Below are 22893 nucleotides of genomic sequence, written 5' to 3'. Positions count from 1 at the left end.
TTACCCTTCCTTCTCGATGGTATCCAAGATCTCACGAAGCATTGGACCATACTCATATTTACCAGGGCATACGTAAGTACATAGACCTAGATCATCTTCATCTAACTCTAACGCACCTAAACGAGCAGCACTGTCAACATCACCTGCACAAAGGTCACGTAATAACATAGTTGGTTCCATATCTAATGGCATTACACGTTCGTAATTACCAATTGGCACCATTGCACGATCACTACCATTAGTAGTTGTCGTCATGTTAAACACTTGACCTGAGAATAGGTGGCTCAAGAAAGAACGAGTAACTGAGAATTTATTTTTACCTGGGACAGCCCAACCAAATAATTCTTTCTCACGACCTTCACGAAGTACACTTACTTGCTGATGATAACGACCAAGGTAGGCGTGTGGGCCAGACGCTTGAGTACCATTTAATACAGAACCAGAAATGATTCGTACTTCACCAGGCATAACTTCGCTATCAGTTAATTCAAGTAAGCTAGCACCAGTAATAGTACGAACTAAACGAGGATTATTTACAGCAGGTCCAGCTAGAGAAACGATTCTGTCTGAGTAAATTTCACCCGTTAAGAAAAGTTGACCAAAAGCAATTACATCTTGGTAGCCAATACTCCACGCCACATTATTTAGATCCACAGGATACAAATAATGCATGTGTGTACCAGCTAATCCTGCTGGATGAGGTCCATCAAATACATGTTCTTCAACATTTTTTTGAGCAGAACGAGGTAAACTACCCCCTTTCTTACATACATAAACCTTCTCACCTGTTAAAACAGATAATAGATCTAAGCCTGCAACAAAAGCTTCTTCTTGTTGGTTAATGATCACTTCTGCATCAGCTGCTAAAGGATTAGTATCCATAGCAGTAACAAAGATAGCCTTTGTTTCAGAATCGATCGCTGGAACCTTGCTGAACGGACGAGTACGTAATGCAGTCCATGCACCAGAATCAATAAGCTGTTGCTTAACCGTATCACGGTCAAGAGAAGCTAACTGATTTGCTGCATAGCTATTAAAAGTAACCTGCTCTTCGCCTTCAACTGCAATAACTACAGATTGAAGTACACGCTTTGCACCACGGTTAATTTCAACAACTTTACCACTTACTGGAGCAGTAAAAATAACGCCAGGATTCTTTTTATCAGCAAAAAGAATTTGACCTTTTTTTACTACATCTTCAACGCGGACATACATCGTAGGACGCATACCAACGTACTCTTCGCCAAGCAAGGCGACTTTGCTGATGGCTTTACCATCATTAATCACCTGAGTTGGAACTCCTGCAATAGGAAGATCCAAACCCTTTTTTATTGTAATCATACGCACTTGCACTAATTTAATTGGGAAAAAGGATTCTATATAAGACACGACATTACTAATGTGATCAACTCTATGATGGCAAACCACCAGAGAGGTAACATTTTAGCAATATGCTTTTTACATAAAGACGGAAAAAGCTATTTTAAGGCGAAGGATTCTAGCATTTTTTATGGTGTAGATGCCACGTTCAATAGCCAGATTCCCACAATTTTTTGTTCTTTACTGCTGAAAATCATTGAAATTCTTTAAGGATTTTAGACCGAGTGCACAATTATTGTTCAAAACTAAAGAATACCCCTTTAGTAGCAATGAAATCCATGATTGATTATATTTTAACAATCGAAAGTAACAAATATTTATTTTATGTTAAAAAATAAAACATGCTCGTTTCATTGTTAACTTTTCGACCCTCCCATACAATCTGGTGATTGAGGAACCAGCTCTGTATCTAATGCCTGCCACTCTGATTCCGTATAAGTATGGATAGCAAGCGCATGAATGTGGTTGGCTAACTCATCAGCTAAGATACTATTAATCGTACGATGACGAGCTAATAAACGCTTCCCTTCAAATCCATCACTAACCGCAATAACTTTAAAGTGGCTCTCTGAACCTTCTGGCACATTATGCATATAACTCTCATTCAATACTTTTAAGTACGATGGTGATAGCTCAGTGCGCAATTTACGCTCAATTTGATGCTGAATCATATAATTCCTTTCTTTATTTGAATTCTTCTGTTTCCACTTTATACGCCATTTGCGACAATAGCCAGAAGCGTACCCTACTGAAGATCTAAATTATGAAAACTGAATTATGTTTGTTTGACCGAAGCTTAAATTTACAACGTTACCCAAAACGTGCTCAAGAATTATTACAAGCTTGGGATGCTGGTGATGAATTTATCATTAACCACGTAGAAGAGTTAAATCTAGAGGATGGAAAAAACATTCTTATCTTAAATGATAATTTTGGTGCTTTATCTTGTTGGTTCTCTGAAAAGCACAACGTAACAATGATGACTGATTCTTTCGTCTCTCAACGTGGTACTTTAAAAAACCTACAACGTAACCAATGTAATCGCGTACAACTGATCACATCAACAGATGAGATGCCACAAGGTTTCGATCTGGTATTGATGCAAATCCCAAAAAACAACCGTATGTTAGCATGGCAACTTCAACAACTTCGTCAAGCCATGACAGCTGAGTGTCCGATTATTGCGGTTAATAAAGCAAAAGAAATTCACAGTTCTACTCTTGAATTATTTGAAGATTTCTTGGGTGAAACAAAAACCTCTTTAGCTTGGAAAAAACATCGTTTAGTTTTCTCAAATGCGAATGCAAGTAACCCTGACACTATTGCTGAAGCAGTATGTTGGAGTGTAGATAATGAAGACATTGACCTATTAAATTACCCAAATGTCTATTCTGGCGAACGTTTAGACCAAGGCGCTCGTTTTCTTCTAGAACATATCCCGGTAGATGCCGAGCTTCGTCATATTATTGATTTAGGCTGTGGAAACGGGGTATTAAGTGTAAAAGCAGCTCAGTTAAACCCTGAAGCACGTATAACTTGTGTTGATGAAAGCTTCATGGCAGTAGAATCTGCTAGACGCAATTTAGAAGTGAATTTAGGAAAAGAACGTCAATTTCAATTTATTGCAAATAACTGCTTAGATGGTTTTAAAAAGCACAGTAGTTACTTGGTACTATGTAACCCTCCTTTCCATCAAGGCCAAGCGATTACCGATCATATTGCATGGCAAATGTTCTGTGATGCTAAGCACATCTTATGTAAAGAAGGGAAATTATTAGTTATTGGAAACCGTCATCTTGATTATGATGCTAAATTAGGTCGCTTATTTGGTGAAGAAAACGTCACCACGATTGCTAGTAATTCAAAATTCGTTATTTTAGAAGCTGTTAAAGCTGAGAAATCAAAATAAAAAGGATATCCCAATGAAAAAGGCCATTATCGCCCTTTCTGCTCTATTTTTAGCTGCATGTAGTGCCCCTTCCGATCCTCAATTGGATATTCGACCTGTTGCATCTACCAATGCTCACCAAATTGTAGATGGTATAAAGTTAACATTAGACAGCAGTGATTTACGCACTGCACAATACGTTGCTGTTATCGATAACGGACGTCAAAATGTACAACCTATTCATGCAAAACAAAATTTACGCGTAACACTTGAAGACGCATTGGCAACCCAGTTAAAAACGCAAGGTTTTGTCATTACTGTAGATAGTGATAACACGCTACGTTTGGATGTTATTGAAGCATTGGCTAGCGTTCAACATTCACTAATGAGCAATGAAATAAAAACACAAGTTAAGCTGCAAATCACCGCAGAGACACCAAAAGGGAAATTTGTAAAAACCTACAGTGGCGTTTCAGACAAAACAGGCTCAATGAGTGTAGACAATCAAGATGTCGAAACTGTACTTAACGACCTTTTAAATGCCGTATTAGATAAAATTGCTGTAGATGAAGAACTACAAACTTACATTAAAGGTAACTTCTAATCATGAAATGGATGTCTAAAACAGCTTTACTCGTTGCTGCACTTGGATTTACACAAGCAACTCTTGCTGAATCGGTAAAATTTGAAACTACATTAGGTAATTTCACGGTTGAACTTAATTCAGAAAAAGCCCCTATCTCAGTAGCAAACTTTATTCGTTATGTTGAAGATGGCAGCTATGTTGGCACTCAATTCCACCGTGTTATCCCAGGCTTTATGGCTCAAGGTGGTGGTTTTGATAAAGATATGCTGAAAAAATCAAATTATGGCCCAATAAAAAACGAAGGCAATAATGGTTTAGGTAATGATGTAGCAACGATTGCTATGGCTCGTACCAATAATCCTGATTCAGCAACTCGCCAGTTTTACATCAATCTTAATGACAACGGTTTCTTAAATGCAAGCCAACGTCCACCTGGTTATGCTGTTTTTGGGAAAGTGACTCAAGGTTTTGATGTTATTCAAAACATGGCAACCAAGAAAACAAAAGCACTCCCGAATGGGATGCGTGATATACCTATTGAGCCGATAATCATAACTAAAGCAACATTGATTAAATAATCACGGTAAAATAAACAAATTACAGAGCAGCTTTCGGGCTGCTTTGCTTTTTCTATCTCTTTTCATAACAAGGAGCGTTTCATGTCTCATTCCATGCAATGGAAAACAGCCATTAAAAGCTACATGGATAAACGTCTGCTTTGGGTTTTCATGCTTGGCTGTTCAAGTGGTTTTCCATGGGTTTTGATCGGATCAAACATGTCTGGTTGGCTTAAAGATGCAGGGTTAACTCGTGCTGCTATTGGTTACTTTGGCTCTGTTTTTGCTGTTTACGCTATCAACTTCATGTGGGCTCCACTTGTTGACCGTGTCAAATTACCCTTTTTAGGAAATAAATTGGGTCAGCGACGTAGTTGGATTTTTCTATGTCAGGCTATTGTTTTCGTTTGTACCTTACAAATTGCAGGCTTAGACCCAGCAAATAATCTAGCCTTAACGTCTATGTTCGCTCTTGCAATTGCGACCGCATCATCAACACAAGACATCGCTATCGATGCATTTCGAATTGATACTTTTCCTAAATCAGAATCAAGTAAAATGCCACAAGCATCAGCCATGGCCGTTATAGGTTGGTGGACTGGCTATTCTCTTCCCGGATACCTAGCATTTGTGAATGCTGACAGTATTGGTTGGAATAGTGTTTATTATGGTATGGCGGGGATTGTTGCCTTACTTATGGTTTTCACTTTATTGGTTGGGGAACCAAAAACGAAACGAGATGAACTCCAACATGAAGCAGAAGCTAGACACAATAAAGTTGTAGGCTCAAAAACCGCTGCTTGGTTTACCGTAACGATTATTGAACCTTTTTATGATTTCTTTAATCGCAATGGCGTGAAAACAGCCTGTACTCTATTGTTGTTTGTTTTCTTATTTAAAATTGGTGAAGCCTTCTTGGGCAGAATGTCTATCACGTTCTATAAAGAAATTGGTTTTAGTAATGAACAAATTGGTTATTACTCAAAACTCATCGGTTGGGGAGCAACGGTCTTCTTTACTCTCTTAGGCAGTTTAATCAATGTTCGTTTTGGTATTATCAAGGGTCTAATGATCGGTGGTATAGCGATGGCAGCAAGTAATCTAATGTTTGCTTTAATCGCTAATGTTGGCCCTAATGAACATTTATTCTTAGCCACTATTTTTGTCGATAATTTTACAACGGCATTCTCTACTGTTGCCTTTGTCTCTTTCTTGACGATATTAACAGGTGAAGCATTCTCAGCCACCCAATATGCATTACTTGCTTCATTAGGTAATTTAGGACGAACCACCTTAGCTTCCTTCAGTGGAGAATTAGTTGACTATTTAAATAGCTGGCCATTATTCTTTATATTGACTGCAGTGATGGTGATCCCAAGTTTGATCATGTTACTTATGCTTAAAGGGCATTTCAAAGCACTGTTGGCTAAGTATCAAGGTTCTTAAGCTTTCAAAATCCATAACAATTCTACAATCAACGCCCTCACACTTTGAGGGCGTTATCGTTTTCGCTCACACTTTTTTGTCATGGGCTTGCAAATTAGGTGATACAGATCACTTAATTTTTAAAAATTATTTTATAAACAGGATCAAGATCTATATATAACAACATGATTACATAAGTTGCATTTAAAAAAGTGAACTTTATCTATAATATGAGCACAACTTAAAGGCAGTACTAAACTACTCGCTACTTATTTTAGTAATACATAACTATAGAGATGTCATTATGCGCAAATCCCTTTTAGCTCTATCTGTTCTTGCTACTCTTTCTGCTCCTACTTTCGCGGCTGATTACACAGATGGCGATACTCATAAGAATGATTTCAAATTCATGCAGTTTAACTACATGTATTCAATCGATGAGAAACCAGCTTCAAGCACTGCTGCAGAAAATACACATGACTATTTAGAAATGGAATTTGGCGGTCGCTCTGGCATTTTTGATCTTTATGGCTACGTTGATGTATTTAACCTAGCAAACCAAGATGACACAGATAAATCTACAGCAGATGATAAAATGTTCATGAAATTTGCACCACGTATGTCTTTAGATGGACTGACTGGTAAAGATTTATCAATGGGACCAATTCAAGAACTGTATGTTGCTACGCTATTTAACTGGGGCGGCAACAACGGCGGCGTGAACAACTCTTTCTGGGGTTTAGGCTCTGATATCATGGTTCCTTGGTTAGGCAAAGTTGGTCTTAACTTCTACGGTCTTTATGATTTAAACTCTAAAGATTGGAACGGCTACCAAGTATCGGCTAACTGGTTCAAACCATTCTACTTCTTCGATAATGGTTCATTCATTTCTTACCAAGGTTACATTGATTACCAATTAGGTATGGATGATAGTGAAGCTGGTACAAAGAGCAATGGTGGCGCTATGTTTAATGGTATCTACTGGCATTCAAACCAGTTTGCTGTTGGTTACGGTCTAAAAGCTTACCAAGACATCTACGGCTTAGAAGATGGTGCAGCTACTGGCTTTGGTGGCGATTGGGAATCATCAGGCGTGAGTCACTACCTAAGTGTTACTTACAAGTTCTAATCTAATTTAGAATACCTATTTTACTAAGGCGCTCATCATGAGCGCCTTTGTTTTTTCTAGCAAACCTATTACACTTCTCTCATTATTTCTTCTTTCTGGATTTACCTGTGAATATCACTATTCTTGGTCCTGGCGCAGTAGGCTCCTTATGGGCATGCTATCTTCAAAAGGCAGGACACAGTGTCTCGTTATGGACAAGAAACTCAACGCCTTCTGAACTTTCTCTTTCTTTAAATGCAGAAGAAAACTCATCGCACTCTTTTTCCTGTAACGACAAAGAATCACTCTCTCATTGTGATCTGCTTTTTATTACCGTTAAAGCATGGCAAGTAGAAAACGCACTACTCCCTTTACTTCCATTATTATCACAAGAAACTATATTGCTCTTTATGCATAATGGCATGGGGGCGATTGATGCAATAAAAGAGCACATTAATCACCATCCAGTATTACAAGCCACTACCACACATGGTGCATTAAAAGAGAACACTCACACCGTAAAACATACAGGCTTTGGTCATACTGTCATTGGTCCATTTAACTCATTGGGTAATCAATGCCAATTTATCCAAGAGGTACTTACTCATAGCCTACCAAGCATAGAATGGAACCCTGAGATTAAAATAGCACTATGGAAAAAACTTGCCATTAATTGTGCGATTAACCCTCTAACTGCAATTCATCAATGTCAAAATGGACACTTAACTCACTCTGACATTCATCAAGAAGTCATTCGTATTTGCAGTGAAGTACAACAAGTTTTACAACAAGAAAATGTCGAGTGGGCGGAAACAGAACTAGTTTCAACAGTGAACCAAGTAATATCAGCGACCTCTAAAAACTACTCTTCAATGAACCGTGATTGCTTTTATCAGCGAAAAACTGAAATAGATTATATTACTGGTTATCTATTACAAAAAGCGAAACTGCACGGTATATCAACACCACTTAACCAAACGTTATATAATCAAATAAAACAATTAGAAGAGAACACACTATGACTACTAAAATTCTAGTTTGCCTAGCTCCTGGAACAGAAGAGCTAGAAGCGATTACCGTGATAGATATCCTAGAGCGCGCTAAATTTGATGTTACGATTGCTAGCACCGCATTTGATGGCTCTTTAACAATGAAAGCCGCACAGCGAGTTATGCTAACTGCTGACGTAAAATTAGTCGATGTGGCGGATGAGGAATTTAACTGTATCGTTCTTCCTGGTGGGTTAAAAGGTTCTGAAAACTTCCGCGATAGCACATTATTAATTGAGCTACTAAAGCAACAAAAAGACGATGGTAAATGGGTTGCAGCAATTTGCGCGGCACCTGCTATTGTACTCCAACATCATAACATCTACCCTGCCGCTTTAATGACCTGTTACCCTGCACTAATGCACCATATTCCAGAACAAAATCGCCGAGTTAAGCGGGTATTTACCGATGTGCTAAATAACCTAATTACAAGTCAAGGCCCAGGCTCTGCTCTCGAATTTGCTATGGAAATAGTGACACAATTTGGTGGAAAAGAACTGACCGCTCAATTAGCAACAGAGCTGGGGACTCTCCCTACATTAAATTATCATAAAATTTAGACGTTAAAGAAAAGAACATAGCGCGGATAATAATCAGGCGCTATGTTTTATTTTTGGTCACCATAAACGTAACGATAAGAATAAGAGTCGCCCCTGCCATTTGAAGCATGGAAAAGCTTTCACTCAACCATAAAAAAGCAAACAGAGCACCAAATATAGGCTCACTTCCCATTAAGATAGAGACTCTAGTCGGTGACATTTTCTGAACACTGTAATTTTGAGCATAAAATGCAAACACAGTACAAAATAAAACAAGATACATTATCAGAAACCAAAAAGACGGCTCTACCGGTATCAACTGAATAAATTCAGTACCATTAATCGAAAAAAGTAAAATGATAGAGAGAACAGACACAACACTCGCTTGAACCATAGTAACTAATATTGGATCCACCTCCTTATCAACCATTATCTTTTTAGTATAAACAACCATAGCCCCTCTTAACAAAGCAGCCATCAACATAAGAGCATCACCAATGTTCATTTTTAGTTGATTTATATTATTGTTCGTTAATAGAAAAACCCCAGCAATAGAAATAAAAGACAATAAAAATAGCTGGTTACTCGGCTTTTTTTTATTTACCACCCACTCTATAACCGGCGTAAAGACAACAAACAAACTGATAAGAAATGCCGCATTAGACGCCGTTGTATTTTTAATACCGTAAGTCTCACATACAAAAATCAAAAACAAAACAACACCTGTAGGGAGTACAGATGTCCAATTCCTATAATTTCTTTGATAAATAACAATGGGCAATAACACTAGCGTTGTCATTAAAAATCGAATGACCAAAAAGACAACGACAGTAGTGAACAACAATGCTTCTTTTCCAATGCCATAACTTGTTCCCCAAAAAATAGCGACAAGTAATAACATCGCCGTTGGTAAATATCGATTCACGCTCATCCATGATTCTCTTATTACATTGCCTTCCATAGACACTCTCTTTTTTCTTGCGAGATAACATAACCCACATCCTTATTTGCACTAACATACTGGAAACTGATAGGTTAAATAATCCCCTCTTAAATCAAATCTTTTGTGACTGATGGACATAAATAAACTTATAGCGTTATTACCTGATATGGCTGCCTTTGTGACAGTTGTCGAATCTGAAAGCTTCACTAAAGCCGCAGTCACTCTTGATATGACTCCATCAGGGGTAAGTCGTCAGATCTCTCGACTTGAGAATGCGTTAAATATTACGTTGTTAGAAAGAACCACACGGAAACAAACTCTGACAATTGCGGGAAAAGAAACATACAATTATTGCAAAAACATCATTGAGAACGCACAAGAGGCGATTCATGCTTCAGATAGCAACAATACTAAAATTGAAGGCATACTAAGAATTGCAACCCCGAAGGCCTTTGGTAAGCAGGTTTTACAGCCAATATTGATTGATTTTGTCGACCGTTATCCAAATATAAAGCTTCAAATAAAAGTAACGGACCAATCTTGCGATCCTCTCCATGACAACCTTGATTTGATTTTCAAGTTAACCAACCAACCACAAGAACATCTCGTCGCAAAAGTAATCGACACGGTAGATCTCATTCTTTGCGCCACTCCAGAGTACATAACAAAAAAAGGAAAACTAACTCATCCGAAACAACTAGCCAATCATGAATGCTTGTATCTTGGAGAAAACCTTCATGATAATGAATGGACACTACAGCAGGGCTCCGAGTCATTTACTATCAATGTAAATGGCCGATTTATTGTCAACCACACAGAAATGCGACTTGATGCCGTTATGCATCATTTTGGCATTGGGGTTTTTCCTAATTTTGTTGTAGATAACAAAATCAAAAAAGGGGAATTAATCGAAGTATTGCCAGAGTGGAAGCTTAAAGGAAGCTATCATGGCGATGTCATGATCCAGTTTATAAAAAGTAAACACATGCCTAATCGTTTAAGAGTTTTTATTGATTTCATTACCCAGCAATTCAAAATAAAAAATACAACAATAAAAAAGGGAACTGAATAATCAGCTCCCTTTAGGAATTACTTAATGAATAAAGAGACCGTAATCTATGGACGGTATACTTTTACATTCTTATAGCCATTGTCGATTAGCAATAATGCTTGAAGACGGCTCATTACACCGCGTTCACAGTATAATAAATATTCTTTTGATTGGTCTAAATCACCAAATTGAGTCGCTATCTTAAAGAAAGGCAAATGCTTAACTTCTACACCCTCAATCTCTAATGGGTTCGCATCTTCTTCTTCAGAGCTACGAATATCAAGAACGACAACATCAGAGCCTAACTCAGAAACCATTTCAACTTCTGGTGCTTGCTCTTGGCTTTCTGTTTCAATCGCTCGAATATCCATTACACGAGCATCGTAGATTACTTGGTCAAGAATAGAGAAATCAAATTTAGCTTCTTCTTTCTCTAATTTTAATTTTTCAGCTTTGATCGTTGGTTTTTTAGAAATCACACCACAATACTCAGGCATTGTTTTAGCAAAATCCTCTGTTCCAATTTCACGAGCAACATTAATGATATCTTCTTTATCCCAGTTAATTAGCGGACGAAGGATCAATGTATCGGTTACATTATCAATATGGCGCAAGTTCGTTAGTGTTTGGCTTGATACTTGACCTAGCGCCTCACCAGTAGCCAAACCTTGAATACCTAATTTCTCTGCAACCATGCCTCCTGCTCGCATAAACATACGTTTCAGGATAACACCCATCTGGCCGTCGTCTACTTTTTCAAGGATCTCAGCAACAACAGGTTCAAAATCAACTGCGATGAATTTTACTTTTGCAGATGAACCGTATTTCTTCCATAAGAAATGAGAAACTTGTTTAACACCAATTTCGTGAGCTGGGCCACCTAGGTTGAAGAACAAGTAATGTACTTTTGAACCACGCTTGATATGTAGGTAACTTGATACGCCTGAATCAAAGCCGCCAGAGATAAGGCTTAATACATCTTCTTGAGTACCAAGAGGGAAACCACCAAGACCTTTATGACGAGCAATCACTAAGTTTAGTTTTTCGTTTTCGACTTCAAACTTAACAGTGACGTCAGGATTTTTTAATCGAACTTTTGCAGACTCAACCGCTTGGTTTAAGCCGCCACCCACGTAACGCTCTAACTCAATAGAGGTAAATGGATGAGTACCGCGACGCTTCACACGAACACAGAAGGTTTTGCCTTCAATGATCTCACGGTTCATTTCTAAACATTGTTCATAGATGTTATGCATATCTGTAAATTCAGTTTGCTTAACTTCTAATACATGGTGAATACCTGGAGTATGAGTTACTGCCGTAAGCACTTCATTACGGTATGTGCCGTCAAGACCTGAAACTTCAATGTAATCACGACGATTAATCACTTCAACGCCTTTTGTATCGCGTTTAATGATACTGCGTAAATTCGTTTCAAGAATACGAATAAAACGCTTACGTACTGAATCACTTTTAACAAAAACTTCTGGGTGTGGCTTAACGATAAACTTCATATATAGGCTTCACTGATGTGGAGTAACGATCAAATAAATATAATAAGATTAGATTGGCTGAGCCCTAATCTAAGGCGCAAGATTATACCGAAAAAAAAGGCGAGTTGCTAATTCAACTCGCCTTTCTGCATTATCTATTTATAAGAACGTAATTACTGGGCGCTTGGTACTTCATCACTTTCATGAGGCTTACCTTGCATAATACTGATTTCAACACGACGGTTACGTGCACGCTGCGCTGCCGATTTATTCGGTACTAATGGCTCTGTTGATGCCATTCCTCGTACTCTTAAACGCTCACTATCAAACCCTTTTACTCGGATCATTTCATGGGCAACAGAGACTGCTCGTTGAGCGGACAAATCCCAATTAGAGCGATATAACTCTGATTCTATTGGTTGATTATCAGTATGTCCTGAAACTCGAATAATCCCAGGAACATCTTTTACTAACTCTCCGATTTGACGTATTAATGGTCGAAATTTAGGTTGCAAGAAAGCCGACCCCGCAGGGAAAGCGCCTTTTTCACGAATTCGAATCACTAATTGTTGCCCTAGATTTTCAACTTCCAACGCCCCATCATCGATCTCGCGCTCTAACGCTTTTTTTATGATTTCTTCCAACTCTTGTTGCGACTGGCTTTGACTTTGCGATTCAGATTCGCTTTGTGAACTCGTTTGCGTAGACGTAGAAGATGATTCCCCCCCGGTTTGCTTTCCTGATTCACGCTTAGTACCTCCGGCACGATCTGACTCTCCATCATGAAAATCTAATGTTTTCTGAGGAATATCTATCGTTTGCTGCATAATCACTTCAATTGGTGTTGGCTCAGGGCGACCCGGGCGAAACTCTTGTGCAATAACACTCGTTCCTTTTGGAATATCCTTTACTTCAAGAACATTCTGAACACCAAACGCAAATTTCATCGAACCCGCAATTTGCTTAAATTTCAATACGTCCATTTCAGAGAAAGAAAGTAATAATACGAAGAAACACATTAATAGTGTTGCTAAGTCAGCAAATGTTGCCATCCATATAGGGGAACCAGGAGGACATTTACACTTATCTTCATCTTCCATCATAAGCTCCTAGTCTATTCTTCGCCAGTATCAACAACGCGTTTTTTCTCGTTTAAGTAGTTACGTAAATAACTATCAATAACTCGTGGATTCTGACCATCTTGAATAGCTAAAATACCATCAAGAATCAAACGGCGATTTAATTTTTCTTGTTCTTTTCGTAATTCCAATTTATGTGCAATAGGGAATGCAATCATATTTGAGATAACAGAACCATATAATGTAGTTAGTAGTGCAACCGCCATTGCTGGACCAATCGATTTAGGGTCATCCATGTTAGACAACATCCCCACTAGACCGATAAGGGTACCAATCATACCCATTGCAGGAGCTACATCACCAAAAGCGGTAAATACACCAACCCCTTTTTCGTGACGCTCATTAGTTAATGCAATGTCTTTTTGTAATGTGGCCTTAACCACTTCTGCGTCATGACCATCAACTAATAAATCGATGCCTTTTTGCATAAATGAATTGCTGATCTCTTTTTCTTCCAATGCCAGAAAACCGCCTTTACGCGCAGCATCTGCCATTTCAACAATAGTGACTATTAAATCAACAGGTTCATCTGTTTTAAATATAAATGCTTTAACGGCGATCTTACCTGCGCCAAAAAATTGGCCCACCGTAAATTTCATTAGTACTACAAAGATAGAACCGCCAAATACGATAAGAACCGATGTTGTGTCCATAAAAATGGCTAAACCACCTGCCAGTACCATTGCCATAATAATAAATGCAAAACTACCAACTAAGCCTATTAACGTTGCTAAATCCACAGAGCGTTCCCCTATCTTGCTACTTGTGTTTATCTATAATTAGCTAAGCAAAAATTAAGCCATAAATATCATCATTTTTTTGCCGCTTCTTTCTTATCGACCAAAGAAATGAATGGTTTAATTTTTTTATCAAAAAAGATTACTTCATTGCTATATTGTTTGAAAAATAACCCCTATTCGTTAAATTTTACTTTTATGTATCACTTTATCACCAGTTCAATTGACCCTTTAAGCTCTCTGAGTTACCTTTCTTGGATCATTTTAAGAGTGAATCATTATGGCTGTAAAAAAACCGGAAAATTTATCATTTGAAGCGGCAATAGAAGAATTAGATTCTGTCGTAAATCAATTAGAAAGTGGCGACTTGCCTCTTGAAGATGCATTAAAGAAATTTGAGCGTGGCATCGCATTAGCAAGAGCTGGGCAAGAAAAACTAACCGATGCTGAACAACGTGTCGATATACTTTTACAAGCTGATGATAATGCTGAATTAACGCCTTTTGATACTGATAATGACTGATTCACTTAAACACCAATTACCTATTTTTCAGCAACGTAATATTGATCACTTGCATCAATGGCTTGAAAAAATAGAAATACAGCAACAGCCTCTTACTGAAGCAATGAAATACGCATTGTTATTAGGGGGTAAGCGCGCACGACCTTATCTTGTCTACATTACAGCAAATATGCTAGGCGTTAGCGCAGAGCACTCTGATGATGCAGCAGCGGCCGTAGAATGTATTCATTCTTACTCCTTAATCCATGATGATTTACCCGCTATGGATAATGATAATTTACGTCGTGGCCATGCGACTTGTCATATTAAATTTGACGAAGCGACCGCTATTCTTGCGGGTGATGCATTGCAAACCTTAGCCTTTGAAATTTTGGCAAACGGCTTTTTTTCGGCAGAGGCTGAATCATCACGAATAGATATGATCAGAGTGTTATCAAAAGCATCCGGTGCATCTGGAATGTGCATGGGGCAATCTCTTGACCTACAAGCGGAAGGTAAATTAGTAAACCTTGCCGCTTTAGAACAAATACATGCTCATAAAACAGGGGCATTAATGAAAAGTGCCATTCAGCTGGGTGCATTATGCGCAGGTGAAAAAGGCAAAGCAATTCTTCCTCAACTTGAAAAATACGCCGATGCAATTGGCTTAGCCTTTCAAGTTCAAGATGATATTTTAGATATCATTAGCGATACAGAAACACTCGGAAAACCACAAGGTTCTGATCTAGAATTAGAGAAGAGTACCTACCCAGCTTTACTTGGCCTTGACGGTGCAAAACATAAAGCAGAGCAGTTATACCAAACAGCTATTAATGCGTTGAATGATATCCCTTATAATACGGATGCAATGCAAGCGTTCGCCCAATACGTCATTGAGCGTAAAAACTAAAACAGATAAGCGCTAATACTATGTCTCTAGATATTTCAAAATACCCGATTCTGGCTTTGGCAAATACGCCTGATGAATTACGATCTTTACCAAAAGAGAGCCTACCTACTTTATGTGATGAGTTACGTACTTATCTTTTAAATTCGGTGAGTAAATCTAGCGGTCACTTAGCTTCTGGTCTTGGTGTCGTTGAATTAACGGTAGCCTTACATTACGTCTATAACACGCCATTTGATCAATTGATCTGGGATGTGGGTCATCAAGCTTACCCTCATAAGATCCTAACTGGTCGACGTGAGCAATTAGCAACCATTCGACAAAAAGGTGGATTACACCCATTCCCATGGCGTGATGAAAGTGAATATGACGTATTATCGGTAGGTCATTCATCAACGTCTATCAGTGCTGCTTTAGGTTTGGCTATCTGTGCTGAAAAAGAACAAGCAAACCGTAAAGTTGTTAGTGTTATCGGTGATGGGGCAATCACGGCAGGAATGGCTTTTGAAGCATTGAACCATGCCGGTGATATTCACCCAGATATGTTAGTCGTCTTAAATGACAATGAGATGTCTATTTCAGAAAACGTTGGGGCGCTTAATAATCAATTAGCTCGCGTATTATCTGGAAGCTTCTACACTTCGATTCGTGAAGGTGGTAAAAAAGTACTCTCTGGTACCCCTACGATTAAAGAATTACTTAAGCGTACTGAAGAACATATCAAAGGAATGGTTATTCCTGGAACGATGTTTGAAGAGCTAGGCTTTAATTATATTGGCCCTGTCGATGGCCATGATGTGAATGAATTAGTTCGTACACTGAAAAACATGCGTAATCTTAAGGGACCGCAGTTTTTACATATCATGACTAAAAAAGGGAAAGGCTACGAGCCCGCTGAAAAAGATCCTATCAGCTACCATGGTGTGCCAAAATTCGACCCAAGTAATAATTCTTTACCAAAATCATCAGGAGGAAAGCCAACATTCTCTAATATCTTTGGGGATTTCCTTTGCGATATGGCAAAAGTCGATGACAAATTAATGGCAATCACACCAGCTATGCGTGAAGGGTCTGGTATGGTTCGTTTTTCTAAAGAATTTCCAAGCCAATATTTTGATGCCGCGATTGCAGAGCAGCACGCTGTAACCTTAGCGAGTGGGATGGCGATTGCTGGCTACAATCCAATCGTTGCTATTTACTCTACTTTCTTACAACGAGGGTATGATCAACTTATCCATGACGTTGCTATTATGAATTTGCCCGTCATGTTTGCTATTGACCGTGCTGGTCTAGTTGGTGCTGATGGTCAAACCCATCAAGGCGCATTTGATATCAGCTTTATGCGCTGCATTCCTAATATGGTTATCATGACACCAAGTGACGAAAATGAATGTCGTCAAATGCTTTATACCGGCCACAAACATACAGGTCCAAGTGCTGTTCGCTACCCAAGAGGCAGTGCAACGGGTGTTGACGTAAATAACGACATGCAAGCATTGGAAATAGGTAAAGGACGTCTAGTTCGTGAAACGAAAATAACGGAAAAAGGCGAGCGTGTTGCTATTCTAAACTTTGGTACCTTCTTAAACAATAGTTTAGAAGCAGCTGAAAAATTAGATGCTACCGTTGCAGACATGCGCTTTGCTAAACCATTAGATGAAGCATTGCTTTGTGAATTAGTAACCAGCCATGATGTTCTCGTTACCATTGAAGAAAATGCAATTTCTGGAGGCGCGGGTTCTGGTGTCATTGAATTCTTAATGAAACATCGCCTCATTAAACCGGTATTACAACTTGGGTTACCAGATGAGTTCATTGACCAAGGTACGCAAGAAGAAATGCATGCAGAATTAGGCTTAGATGCAAAAGGTATCGAAAAACAAATCAGAGATTATTTAGACTTATAATTAATCGCACCTTATAAAAATGCCACAACTCTGTGGCATTTTTTGTATGCAATAATTGTAAAATTCAACCTAATTTCGGCGCATCAAAATTACTCGGTTCATCGGTATAAATACATACATTCCATTTATCCACTAACCCATCTTCTGCCATACATTGCTGCTCGAAAAATTGCTTAATTTCTTCACGCTGACAATGTGCTTCAAACGCTACGTTATCAGACCAAATCTCATTGAATGCAATAGGAAAGCTCTGGCCTTCAGCAAATGGACTTTGTAACTGACGAGTTACTGTATATTGTAAGCAACCATCTTCACGCATGGTATTAGGCTCTAAGCTCTGTAATACAGAAAACAATGCATCCAATTTGCCTTCTTTTGGTAAAAACTGGGCAATGCAATACACTTTCTTAGACATGATAAACTCCTTGTTTGATTGACTAACATCCTTTTATCTCTCACTATGGCACACAGTAATGCACCCTTTACATGGTAATAGTAATGAAATCAGACGTAGATAAAATGCTGAATAAACATCAACAACTCACTCATAGCGTCGAGGTAAAAGTAACGTCTCATACGCAACGAGATACTGGTGATTGGATACAGCATACCATTATGATTGAAAACTGTAATGCTCCATTCAAATTTAATAGAACTTCATCTTATAAAACACTGAAGAATACAAAAGTGAATATAACGTATTACCCAGTTATAGAAAAAATCGCTGGATTTGATATAGAAGTAATGAAAGTAGTTCGAATTAAGCGCAGTTAACCCTACGCTAAAATAAAATTTTAGAATGGGTATTTGATTTATAGTACACTAACGCATCTAAAATTGATTTCTCTTTAATTGGTTTTGTAATAATGTAATCTGCCCCTGCTAATAAAAATTCATCACTTGCTTCTTTTAATACATCAGCAGTATAGGCATATATTGGGATCATCAACTTTAATTCTTTTCTAATGTATTTAGTCGCTTCAATACCACTCATTTCAGGCATTTGGTTATCCATTAAAATGAGATCAAACGATTGCTCTTGTAGTTTTCTTATTCCTGCTTTCGCTGATTCTTCCCATTCAACCTTTAAATTATATTTTTGGCAGTAAGCTTTCGCAATATACGCATTAGACCTATTATCTTCAATCAGCAATACATTTAAATTAATTGGTAATTGAGATTCAATATTAATATTATCATTCTCGACAATTACATTATCTTTAATAGATAATATTGGAATTTCAACCTTAAATAAAGAACCTACGCCCAACTCACTTTCAACATGAATATTTCCATGAAGTAACTCTAATAGTTGCTTTACGATAGCTAAACCTAATCCACTGCCGCCAACACTCCTTATCTTAGTAGATTCTGCTTGTATAAAAGGTTCAAACATACGGGATTGTTCATCAACATAAATACCTAACCCTGTATCCTCAATATTAAAACATAATATTGATTTAGCACCTTTATTACTTAAACTTAAACTTAACTTCACATAGCCAACTTGAGTAAACTTAACTGCATTACTTAATAAATTAAAAAGAATTTGAGTTATCCTAACCTGATCTGAATTAATCCATTTTTCATGGCAAATTTGGTTATCAATGATAAAGGTAATTCCTTTTTCTTTACAAAGAGGGCTATACATTGCTTTAATCGTTTCTAACACTTCATTTAATATAAAAGGTTCATAGTTAATATTGAGTTTATCTTGCTCTATTTGAGAAAAATCTAATACATCATTTAATACAGCAAGGAGATGTTCTCCCCCCTGGTGTAATATTGTTATTTGTTTCTTTTGTTCATCAGTTAAAGTAGTTTGTTTTAATAAACTAGATATACCTAAAATACCATTAAGTGGCGTTCGTATTTCATGACTCATTCTTGCTAAAAAGTCTGATTTAACCTGTGTTAATTTTTCAGCAGCGGCTTGAGCCCTATAACTCTCATCTTTAGCTTGAATTAATTCGGCAAAGGTTCTCTCTAACTGTTTTCCTATATGGTCAAATTCTAAAATTCCACTACCTAAATAATGAATATTCACATCTTTCTTAGATGCATTGTTGGTATAATTTAACAATTTATTTAATGCTAAAAGTATTTTATGTTCAAATAATCCTCGAATTAAAATTGCCATTGCAATAAGAGCAAAGAAAGAGAGGACTACACTATAAATAAATCGCTGCTCGAGCTGTTCAATATTATTTTTATTATTCAATGATAGTATTGATAAAGAACCATTCAATGATTTAATATCAACATAGGTAGAATTTAATATTTTATTCGTGGCTCTTAAATTTGAATTTGGTAAGTTTACTTTAGACTCAGAAATTAACTGTTCAACATTCCTATATTCTTCAGAGTCTTTATTAATACTAGATGCTATTATGTTATTATTACTTAAAATAAATACGTCTTGGCTATTACTAACTGCCTTTATATCATGAGCAAAAGAAATGTTATTATTTAACATTTCTGCATTATATAAATACCCTCTAACCTTACCCGTAAAAGAAGATACGACTGGCGTTTTCCGAATAAGAAGATGAGCTTGAGGTTCAGAATTATCAATTGACAGGTAATACCAGGTATTTATATGAATATTTTTGTCTATCACTCCTTGAAGGCAGTCATCTGTCATACCTAAAAATAAATTATTACCATCCTCCCAATATAATTTATTATCAACTTCAATAAATCGAAAATCAGGCGAGTTATCAGGAGATTTTGCTTCTATACCTGAAAAGTAATGTTCAAGGCCCGTAATAATACCTTTATTATTACTTTCGGTAAGGCCTAAGCTTCCTGCATCTGTATCTTGTCTTATTTGTAATATGGCTAAGCGATGATTAAAATAATTAGTTACTAATGAAGATGTTTGTTGTAAATTCCTTTTTACTTCTTCATTTATAGTATTAATACTAAGTTGATAAGTATGAATAGTAATACCTACCGTCAATATAGAAAATATAACAAAAATTGCACGAAAGATAAGATCAGCTAACGATGCTTTTTTTAAAAAATTCCCTTTACTCATGTTCTAAATCCACACCTGAATAACGAAAAGCTTTTTTCTCCAGTTTTTCAATTTTATCAATGGGAGTATCTGATGTTATTACCTCAAAGTCTCCTGAAAATACCGTTGGTACTTTTTCACCTTCAAGATCTAATTTAATCGCTTCTGCCATAGCAATGCCAGTATCATCATTCATTCTCATGACAGTGACATCCAACGTGCCATTTTTTATTGCATTTAATTCTAACGTACCACCGCCCCAACCATTAATTATAGGACGATACTTCGTATTTTGATTAATCGCATCAAGTGCCCCTAAGGCAATATCTGTTGAAGATGCATAAATAAAATCGACATTACAAGTGTGCTGTAAAATATTTTTAGTGGCTGTGTAAGCGCTGCTTTTTGTTGCTTCAGTATAAAAAGAAGACCTTAATGTGTATTTATTATTATCCATAGATTGAACAAAAACATCACCTCTAGCAGTACTTAAATAACCATAAGAAAAGTAAAGCATTCCATACTTAGCACCATTTGGAAATCTATTTTGATAATAATCAGCTAATAACTTAGTTCCTATCACATGATCAAATCCAACATAAAGTAATGGCTGGTTATCATCCCATGCCTTAACTGGTGTGGTTATATTTTGAACAATAATTTTAGTATCAGGACTTTGAATTACATGCTCAATAAATTTACGGTGACGTGTCGTATTAAGAGTAAAGATCAAGTAATCGTACTTTTTCTCAATAGCATCATATAAAGAGCTGCTTTGTTCTTTAAAATCAACATTTAAGCGAGTTGATACGGGAGTTAATTCATATTTAATATTTAGAGATTTTAAGCGAGATTCTAAAGTAATTAAGTTTCGCTTCCAATAATCAGAAGCTTGTTCGCCAGGATATATAAATGAAATTTTAACTGGTTTATCTTGCTTAATAGCAAGTGGAATAGGATCCATTTCAACCATGTCTTTGAGTGAAGAGGTTAACTTTTTTTCTTCGGGGTATTTAGCTAAAAATTCATTATAGCCCCAATAACCGACTAAAACAGAATCAGCACAAGCCGCTTTTGAATAACTAAAGCATGTAATTACGACCAGAAATAAAGAGCGTGCTTTCGCTCTGATGTTAACCATTTTTTTATAACCAACCAGAATATTGTCCAATTAACCAGAGACTAATTAGGGCCATAAATCCAGCGACAATATCATCAAGCATAATGCCAAAGCCGCCATGAACTTTTTTATCTAGCCATCCAATTGGCCAAGGTTTAACCATATCGAAAAATCGAAATAGAACAAACCCTGTAAGTAACCATTTCCAATCGGTTACTGGTAAATCTAAAAATGGAACAATGCTCATTGTTATCCATAAGCCAACAAACTCATCCCAAACAATTGAGCCATGATCATGCACTTTCATATCAGATGAAGTGATATCACAAATTTTGATGCCAATAAGAGCTGAGGCGACAACAATAATCACAAATAAATAAAAAGGTAATTGAGCTATCAATAAATACAATGGAATTGCAGCTAATGTCCCCATTGTTCCTGGAATAATTGGAGCCAAACCGCTACCAAATCCTGTTGCTAATAAATGCCAAGGATTTTTTAAATTAATTAATGCGAGGGGGTTTGTCATACTTCACTCCTGAAATGATCATAACCAGATAACTGCCAATCTAGTAAGGTCTTATTCTTATATAATTGTACGCTAGACTGTAAGTTAGTAAACGATTCATTTGAAACTTCACCAATTATACTAACGTTTTGATTTAAGGCAGTAGCTATTTGCTTGATCGCTACTCTATTATCCTTCGAAGCTGTGAAACAAAGTTCATATTCTTCGCCACTGGTTAATGCTAACTTTTGGCATCGTTCACTATCTTTCAAATAATATTGAATTACTTCATTCGAAATAGGTAAACTTTCAACATCAATCTTAGCGCTAACATCTGATTGTTTGAGTATATGGCCTAAATCAGAAATAAGTCCATCTGATATATCTAACGCTGAATGACATAAATGACGAATTTTCTGAGCTAATTCTACTCTTGGTGATGAGTAATAATGTTTACTTTCTAACTCTTTTTCTAATTCCGATTGTAACCCGTGTGGCTTATTTAATAATATTTCAAGTCCTGCCGCACTATCTCCTAATGAACCAGTTACGTAAATATCATCGCCAGCATGAGCCCCTTTACGGGTCATAGCTTCACCTTTTGGTACTATTCCTTGCACAGTTATCGTTATACTCAACGGGCCTTTTGTTGTATCTCCACCAATAAGTTGCACATTGTGCTGTTTTGCTAAACCAAAAAAACCTTCACAAAAACCTTTTAGCCATACCTCATCAGGTTTAGGCAATGTTAATGCTAAAGATACCCATGTTGGTTTTGCTCCCATTGCAGCCAAATCACTTAAGTTAGACGCCAACGCTTTATAACCTACTTTGATTGGGTCGGCATCAGCCAGAAAATGCGTTCCAGCGACCAAACTATCCGTCGTCACTGCAATTTGGTGATCCACAGGGACACTCACCAGAGCACAATCATCACCTATCCCTAAATCGACATCGCTTCTAGATAGATTTCCTTGCACAAAAAATCGGTCAATTAAATTAAACTCACTACTCATTGTACAGTAACACCGTTTT

Annotated in this window: 23 protein-coding genes; 12 read left to right on the top strand and 11 right to left on the bottom strand. The window is 37.2% G+C overall.

Going from position 1 to position 22893, the window contains the following annotated elements:
• Together A6E06_RS11020 and bolA are read right to left on the bottom strand one after the other, a co-directional pair.
• Complete coding sequence (locus tag A6E06_RS11020; RefSeq protein ID WP_065592126.1) at nt 1-1341, bottom strand: Na(+)-translocating NADH-quinone reductase subunit A; 1341 nt, start codon at nt 1339-1341, stop codon at nt 1-3.
• Between the two features lie 395 nt (nt 1342-1736).
• Entirely contained in the window at nt 1737-2051 is a 315-nt protein-coding gene (gene bolA, locus A6E06_RS11015; RefSeq protein ID WP_065592125.1) for a transcriptional regulator BolA, read from the bottom strand.
• A gap of 92 nt (nt 2052-2143) precedes the next feature.
• Between bolA and A6E06_RS11010 the strand changes: the two genes are divergently transcribed.
• From A6E06_RS11010 to A6E06_RS10980, 7 genes are all read left to right on the top strand, one after another.
• A complete protein-coding gene (locus A6E06_RS11010) occupies nt 2144-3289 on the top strand; it encodes a methyltransferase (protein ID WP_065592124.1) in 1146 nt (381 codons plus the stop codon).
• Between the two features lie 13 nt (nt 3290-3302).
• Nucleotides 3303-3872 (top strand): YajG family lipoprotein, encoded by a 570-nt coding sequence (locus A6E06_RS11005; RefSeq protein ID WP_065592123.1) that lies wholly within the window; start codon nt 3303-3305, stop codon nt 3870-3872.
• Nucleotides 3872-4432, top strand: coding sequence for a peptidylprolyl isomerase (locus A6E06_RS11000; RefSeq protein WP_083190316.1), 561 nt, complete (start codon nt 3872-3874; stop codon nt 4430-4432). Before A6E06_RS11005 ends, A6E06_RS11000 begins: the two co-directional genes overlap by 1 nt.
• Nucleotides 4433-4513: 81 nt before the next feature.
• Entirely contained in the window at nt 4514-5857 is a 1344-nt protein-coding gene (locus A6E06_RS10995) for an MFS transporter (RefSeq protein ID WP_065592121.1), read from the top strand.
• A gap of 283 nt (nt 5858-6140) precedes the next feature.
• Nucleotides 6141-6965, top strand: a complete 825-nt coding sequence (locus tag A6E06_RS10990) for an outer membrane protein OmpK (RefSeq protein ID WP_065592120.1) — start codon at nt 6141-6143, stop codon at nt 6963-6965.
• Nucleotides 6966-7072: 107 nt separating this feature from the next.
• Nucleotides 7073-7966, top strand: a complete 894-nt coding sequence (gene panE / locus A6E06_RS10985) for a 2-dehydropantoate 2-reductase (RefSeq protein WP_065592119.1) — start codon at nt 7073-7075, stop codon at nt 7964-7966.
• Nucleotides 7963-8553: a DJ-1 family glyoxalase III gene (locus A6E06_RS10980; RefSeq protein ID WP_065592118.1), complete on the top strand. Its 591-nt coding sequence runs from the start codon at nt 7963-7965 to the stop codon at nt 8551-8553. The genes panE and A6E06_RS10980 overlap by 4 nt, the downstream gene beginning before the upstream one ends.
• A gap of 40 nt (nt 8554-8593) precedes the next feature.
• On the opposite strand, the gene A6E06_RS10975 is transcribed toward A6E06_RS10980, so the two are convergent.
• Entirely contained in the window at nt 8594-9493 is a 900-nt protein-coding gene (locus A6E06_RS10975; RefSeq protein WP_065592117.1) for a DMT family transporter, read from the bottom strand.
• A gap of 112 nt (nt 9494-9605) precedes the next feature.
• Between A6E06_RS10975 and A6E06_RS10970 the strand changes: the two genes are divergently transcribed.
• The gene (locus A6E06_RS10970) at nt 9606-10547 is read left to right on the top strand and encodes a LysR family transcriptional regulator (RefSeq protein WP_065592116.1); all 942 of its coding nucleotides are present in this window, start codon (nt 9606-9608) and stop codon (nt 10545-10547) included.
• 44 nt (nt 10548-10591) lie between these two features.
• Here the strand turns inward: A6E06_RS10970 and thiI are convergent, their stop codons facing one another.
• The 3 genes from thiI to pomA form a co-directional block, all read right to left on the bottom strand.
• Nucleotides 10592-12040 (bottom strand): tRNA uracil 4-sulfurtransferase ThiI, encoded by a 1449-nt coding sequence (gene thiI, locus A6E06_RS10965; protein WP_065592115.1) that lies wholly within the window; start codon nt 12038-12040, stop codon nt 10592-10594.
• A 152-nt stretch (nt 12041-12192) separates the two neighbouring features.
• Complete coding sequence (locus tag A6E06_RS10960; RefSeq protein ID WP_065592114.1) at nt 12193-13119, bottom strand: flagellar motor protein MotB; 927 nt, start codon at nt 13117-13119, stop codon at nt 12193-12195.
• A gap of 14 nt (nt 13120-13133) precedes the next feature.
• Nucleotides 13134-13898: a flagellar motor protein PomA gene (gene pomA / locus A6E06_RS10955; RefSeq protein ID WP_065592113.1), complete on the bottom strand. Its 765-nt coding sequence runs from the start codon at nt 13896-13898 to the stop codon at nt 13134-13136.
• Between the two features lie 277 nt (nt 13899-14175).
• Between pomA and xseB the strand changes: the two genes are divergently transcribed.
• Genes xseB through dxs form a run of 3 tightly spaced genes read left to right on the top strand, consistent with a single transcriptional unit; the run spans nt 14176 to nt 17211 of the window.
• The gene (gene xseB / locus A6E06_RS10950) at nt 14176-14418 is read left to right on the top strand and encodes an exodeoxyribonuclease VII small subunit (RefSeq protein WP_060993561.1); all 243 of its coding nucleotides are present in this window, start codon (nt 14176-14178) and stop codon (nt 14416-14418) included.
• The gene (gene ispA, locus A6E06_RS10945) at nt 14411-15307 is read left to right on the top strand and encodes a (2E,6E)-farnesyl diphosphate synthase (RefSeq protein WP_065592112.1); all 897 of its coding nucleotides are present in this window, start codon (nt 14411-14413) and stop codon (nt 15305-15307) included. The genes xseB and ispA overlap by 8 nt, the downstream gene beginning before the upstream one ends.
• Before the next feature lie 20 nt (nt 15308-15327).
• The gene (gene dxs, locus A6E06_RS10940; RefSeq protein ID WP_065592111.1) at nt 15328-17211 is read left to right on the top strand and encodes a 1-deoxy-D-xylulose-5-phosphate synthase; all 1884 of its coding nucleotides are present in this window, start codon (nt 15328-15330) and stop codon (nt 17209-17211) included.
• Nucleotides 17212-17275: 64 nt separating this feature from the next.
• Here dxs and A6E06_RS10935 read toward each other — a convergent pair whose 3' ends face one another.
• Nucleotides 17276-17626, bottom strand: coding sequence for a putative quinol monooxygenase (locus tag A6E06_RS10935; RefSeq protein WP_065592110.1), 351 nt, complete (start codon nt 17624-17626; stop codon nt 17276-17278).
• An 83-nt stretch (nt 17627-17709) separates the two neighbouring features.
• Here A6E06_RS10935 and A6E06_RS10930 point away from each other — a divergent pair, with 83 nt between their 5' ends.
• Nucleotides 17710-17985 carry a hypothetical protein gene (locus tag A6E06_RS10930; RefSeq protein ID WP_065592109.1) on the top strand — a complete coding sequence of 92 codons (276 nt, stop codon included), beginning with the start codon at nt 17710-17712 and terminating at the stop codon, nt 17983-17985.
• Nucleotides 17986-17992: 7 nt separating this feature from the next.
• Here the strand turns inward: A6E06_RS10930 and A6E06_RS10925 are convergent, their stop codons facing one another.
• The 4 genes from A6E06_RS10925 to thiL are packed head-to-tail and all read right to left on the bottom strand — an operon-like array spanning nt 17993 to nt 22874.
• Complete coding sequence (locus tag A6E06_RS10925) at nt 17993-20251, bottom strand: LuxQ periplasmic sensor domain-containing protein (protein ID WP_065592108.1); 2259 nt, start codon at nt 20249-20251, stop codon at nt 17993-17995.
• A complete protein-coding gene (locus A6E06_RS10920) occupies nt 20244-21401 on the bottom strand; it encodes a substrate-binding domain-containing protein (protein ID WP_255312079.1) in 1158 nt (385 codons plus the stop codon). Before A6E06_RS10920 ends, A6E06_RS10925 begins: the two co-directional genes overlap by 8 nt.
• Entirely contained in the window at nt 21376-21879 is a 504-nt protein-coding gene (gene pgpA, locus A6E06_RS10915) for a phosphatidylglycerophosphatase A (RefSeq protein WP_065592106.1), read from the bottom strand. The genes A6E06_RS10920 and pgpA overlap by 26 nt, the downstream gene beginning before the upstream one ends.
• On the bottom strand, nt 21876-22874 hold the full coding sequence (gene thiL / locus A6E06_RS10910; protein WP_065592105.1) for a thiamine-phosphate kinase: 999 nt from the start codon (nt 22872-22874) through the stop codon (nt 21876-21878). Before thiL ends, pgpA begins: the two co-directional genes overlap by 4 nt.
• Nucleotides 22875-22893 lie beyond the last annotated feature (19 nt).

The organism is Aliivibrio sp. 1S175, assembly GCF_001690985.1.
Lineage (GTDB): Bacteria > Pseudomonadota > Gammaproteobacteria > Enterobacterales > Vibrionaceae > Aliivibrio.
The sequence above is the reverse complement of the archived record's forward strand: the minus strand, read 5'-3'. Positions and strand labels throughout refer to the sequence as shown.

Bases quoted from the DNA above. Each gene is read 5' to 3' on its own strand.
- A6E06_RS11020 (WP_065592126.1), bottom strand. From the start codon at position 1,341: ATGATTACAATAAAAAAGGGTTTGGATCTTCCTATTGCAGGAGTTCCA.
- bolA (WP_065592125.1), bottom strand. From the start codon at position 2,051: ATGATTCAGCATCAAATTGAGCGTAAATTGCGCACTGAGCTATCACCA.
- A6E06_RS11010 (WP_065592124.1), top strand. From the start codon at position 2,144: ATGAAAACTGAATTATGTTTGTTTGACCGAAGCTTAAATTTACAACGT.
- A6E06_RS11005 (WP_065592123.1), top strand. From the start codon at position 3,303: ATGAAAAAGGCCATTATCGCCCTTTCTGCTCTATTTTTAGCTGCATGT.
- A6E06_RS10995 (WP_065592121.1), top strand. From the start codon at position 4,514: ATGTCTCATTCCATGCAATGGAAAACAGCCATTAAAAGCTACATGGAT.
- A6E06_RS10990 (WP_065592120.1), top strand. From the start codon at position 6,141: ATGCGCAAATCCCTTTTAGCTCTATCTGTTCTTGCTACTCTTTCTGCT.
- A6E06_RS10980 (WP_065592118.1), top strand. From the start codon at position 7,963: ATGACTACTAAAATTCTAGTTTGCCTAGCTCCTGGAACAGAAGAGCTA.
- A6E06_RS10975 (WP_065592117.1), bottom strand. From the start codon at position 9,493: ATGGAAGGCAATGTAATAAGAGAATCATGGATGAGCGTGAATCGATAT.
- A6E06_RS10970 (WP_065592116.1), top strand. From the start codon at position 9,606: ATGGACATAAATAAACTTATAGCGTTATTACCTGATATGGCTGCCTTT.
- thiI (WP_065592115.1), bottom strand. From the start codon at position 12,040: ATGAAGTTTATCGTTAAGCCACACCCAGAAGTTTTTGTTAAAAGTGAT.
- A6E06_RS10960 (WP_065592114.1), bottom strand. From the start codon at position 13,119: ATGGAAGATGAAGATAAGTGTAAATGTCCTCCTGGTTCCCCTATATGG.
- xseB (WP_060993561.1), top strand. From the start codon at position 14,176: ATGGCTGTAAAAAAACCGGAAAATTTATCATTTGAAGCGGCAATAGAA.
- ispA (WP_065592112.1), top strand. From the start codon at position 14,411: ATGACTGATTCACTTAAACACCAATTACCTATTTTTCAGCAACGTAAT.
- dxs (WP_065592111.1), top strand. From the start codon at position 15,328: ATGTCTCTAGATATTTCAAAATACCCGATTCTGGCTTTGGCAAATACG.
- A6E06_RS10935 (WP_065592110.1), bottom strand. From the start codon at position 17,626: ATGTCTAAGAAAGTGTATTGCATTGCCCAGTTTTTACCAAAAGAAGGC.
- A6E06_RS10930 (WP_065592109.1), top strand. From the start codon at position 17,710: ATGAAATCAGACGTAGATAAAATGCTGAATAAACATCAACAACTCACT.
- A6E06_RS10925 (WP_065592108.1), bottom strand. From the start codon at position 20,251: ATGAGTAAAGGGAATTTTTTAAAAAAAGCATCGTTAGCTGATCTTATC.
- pgpA (WP_065592106.1), bottom strand. From the start codon at position 21,879: ATGACAAACCCCCTCGCATTAATTAATTTAAAAAATCCTTGGCATTTA.
- thiL (WP_065592105.1), bottom strand. From the start codon at position 22,874: ATGAGTAGTGAGTTTAATTTAATTGACCGATTTTTTGTGCAAGGAAAT.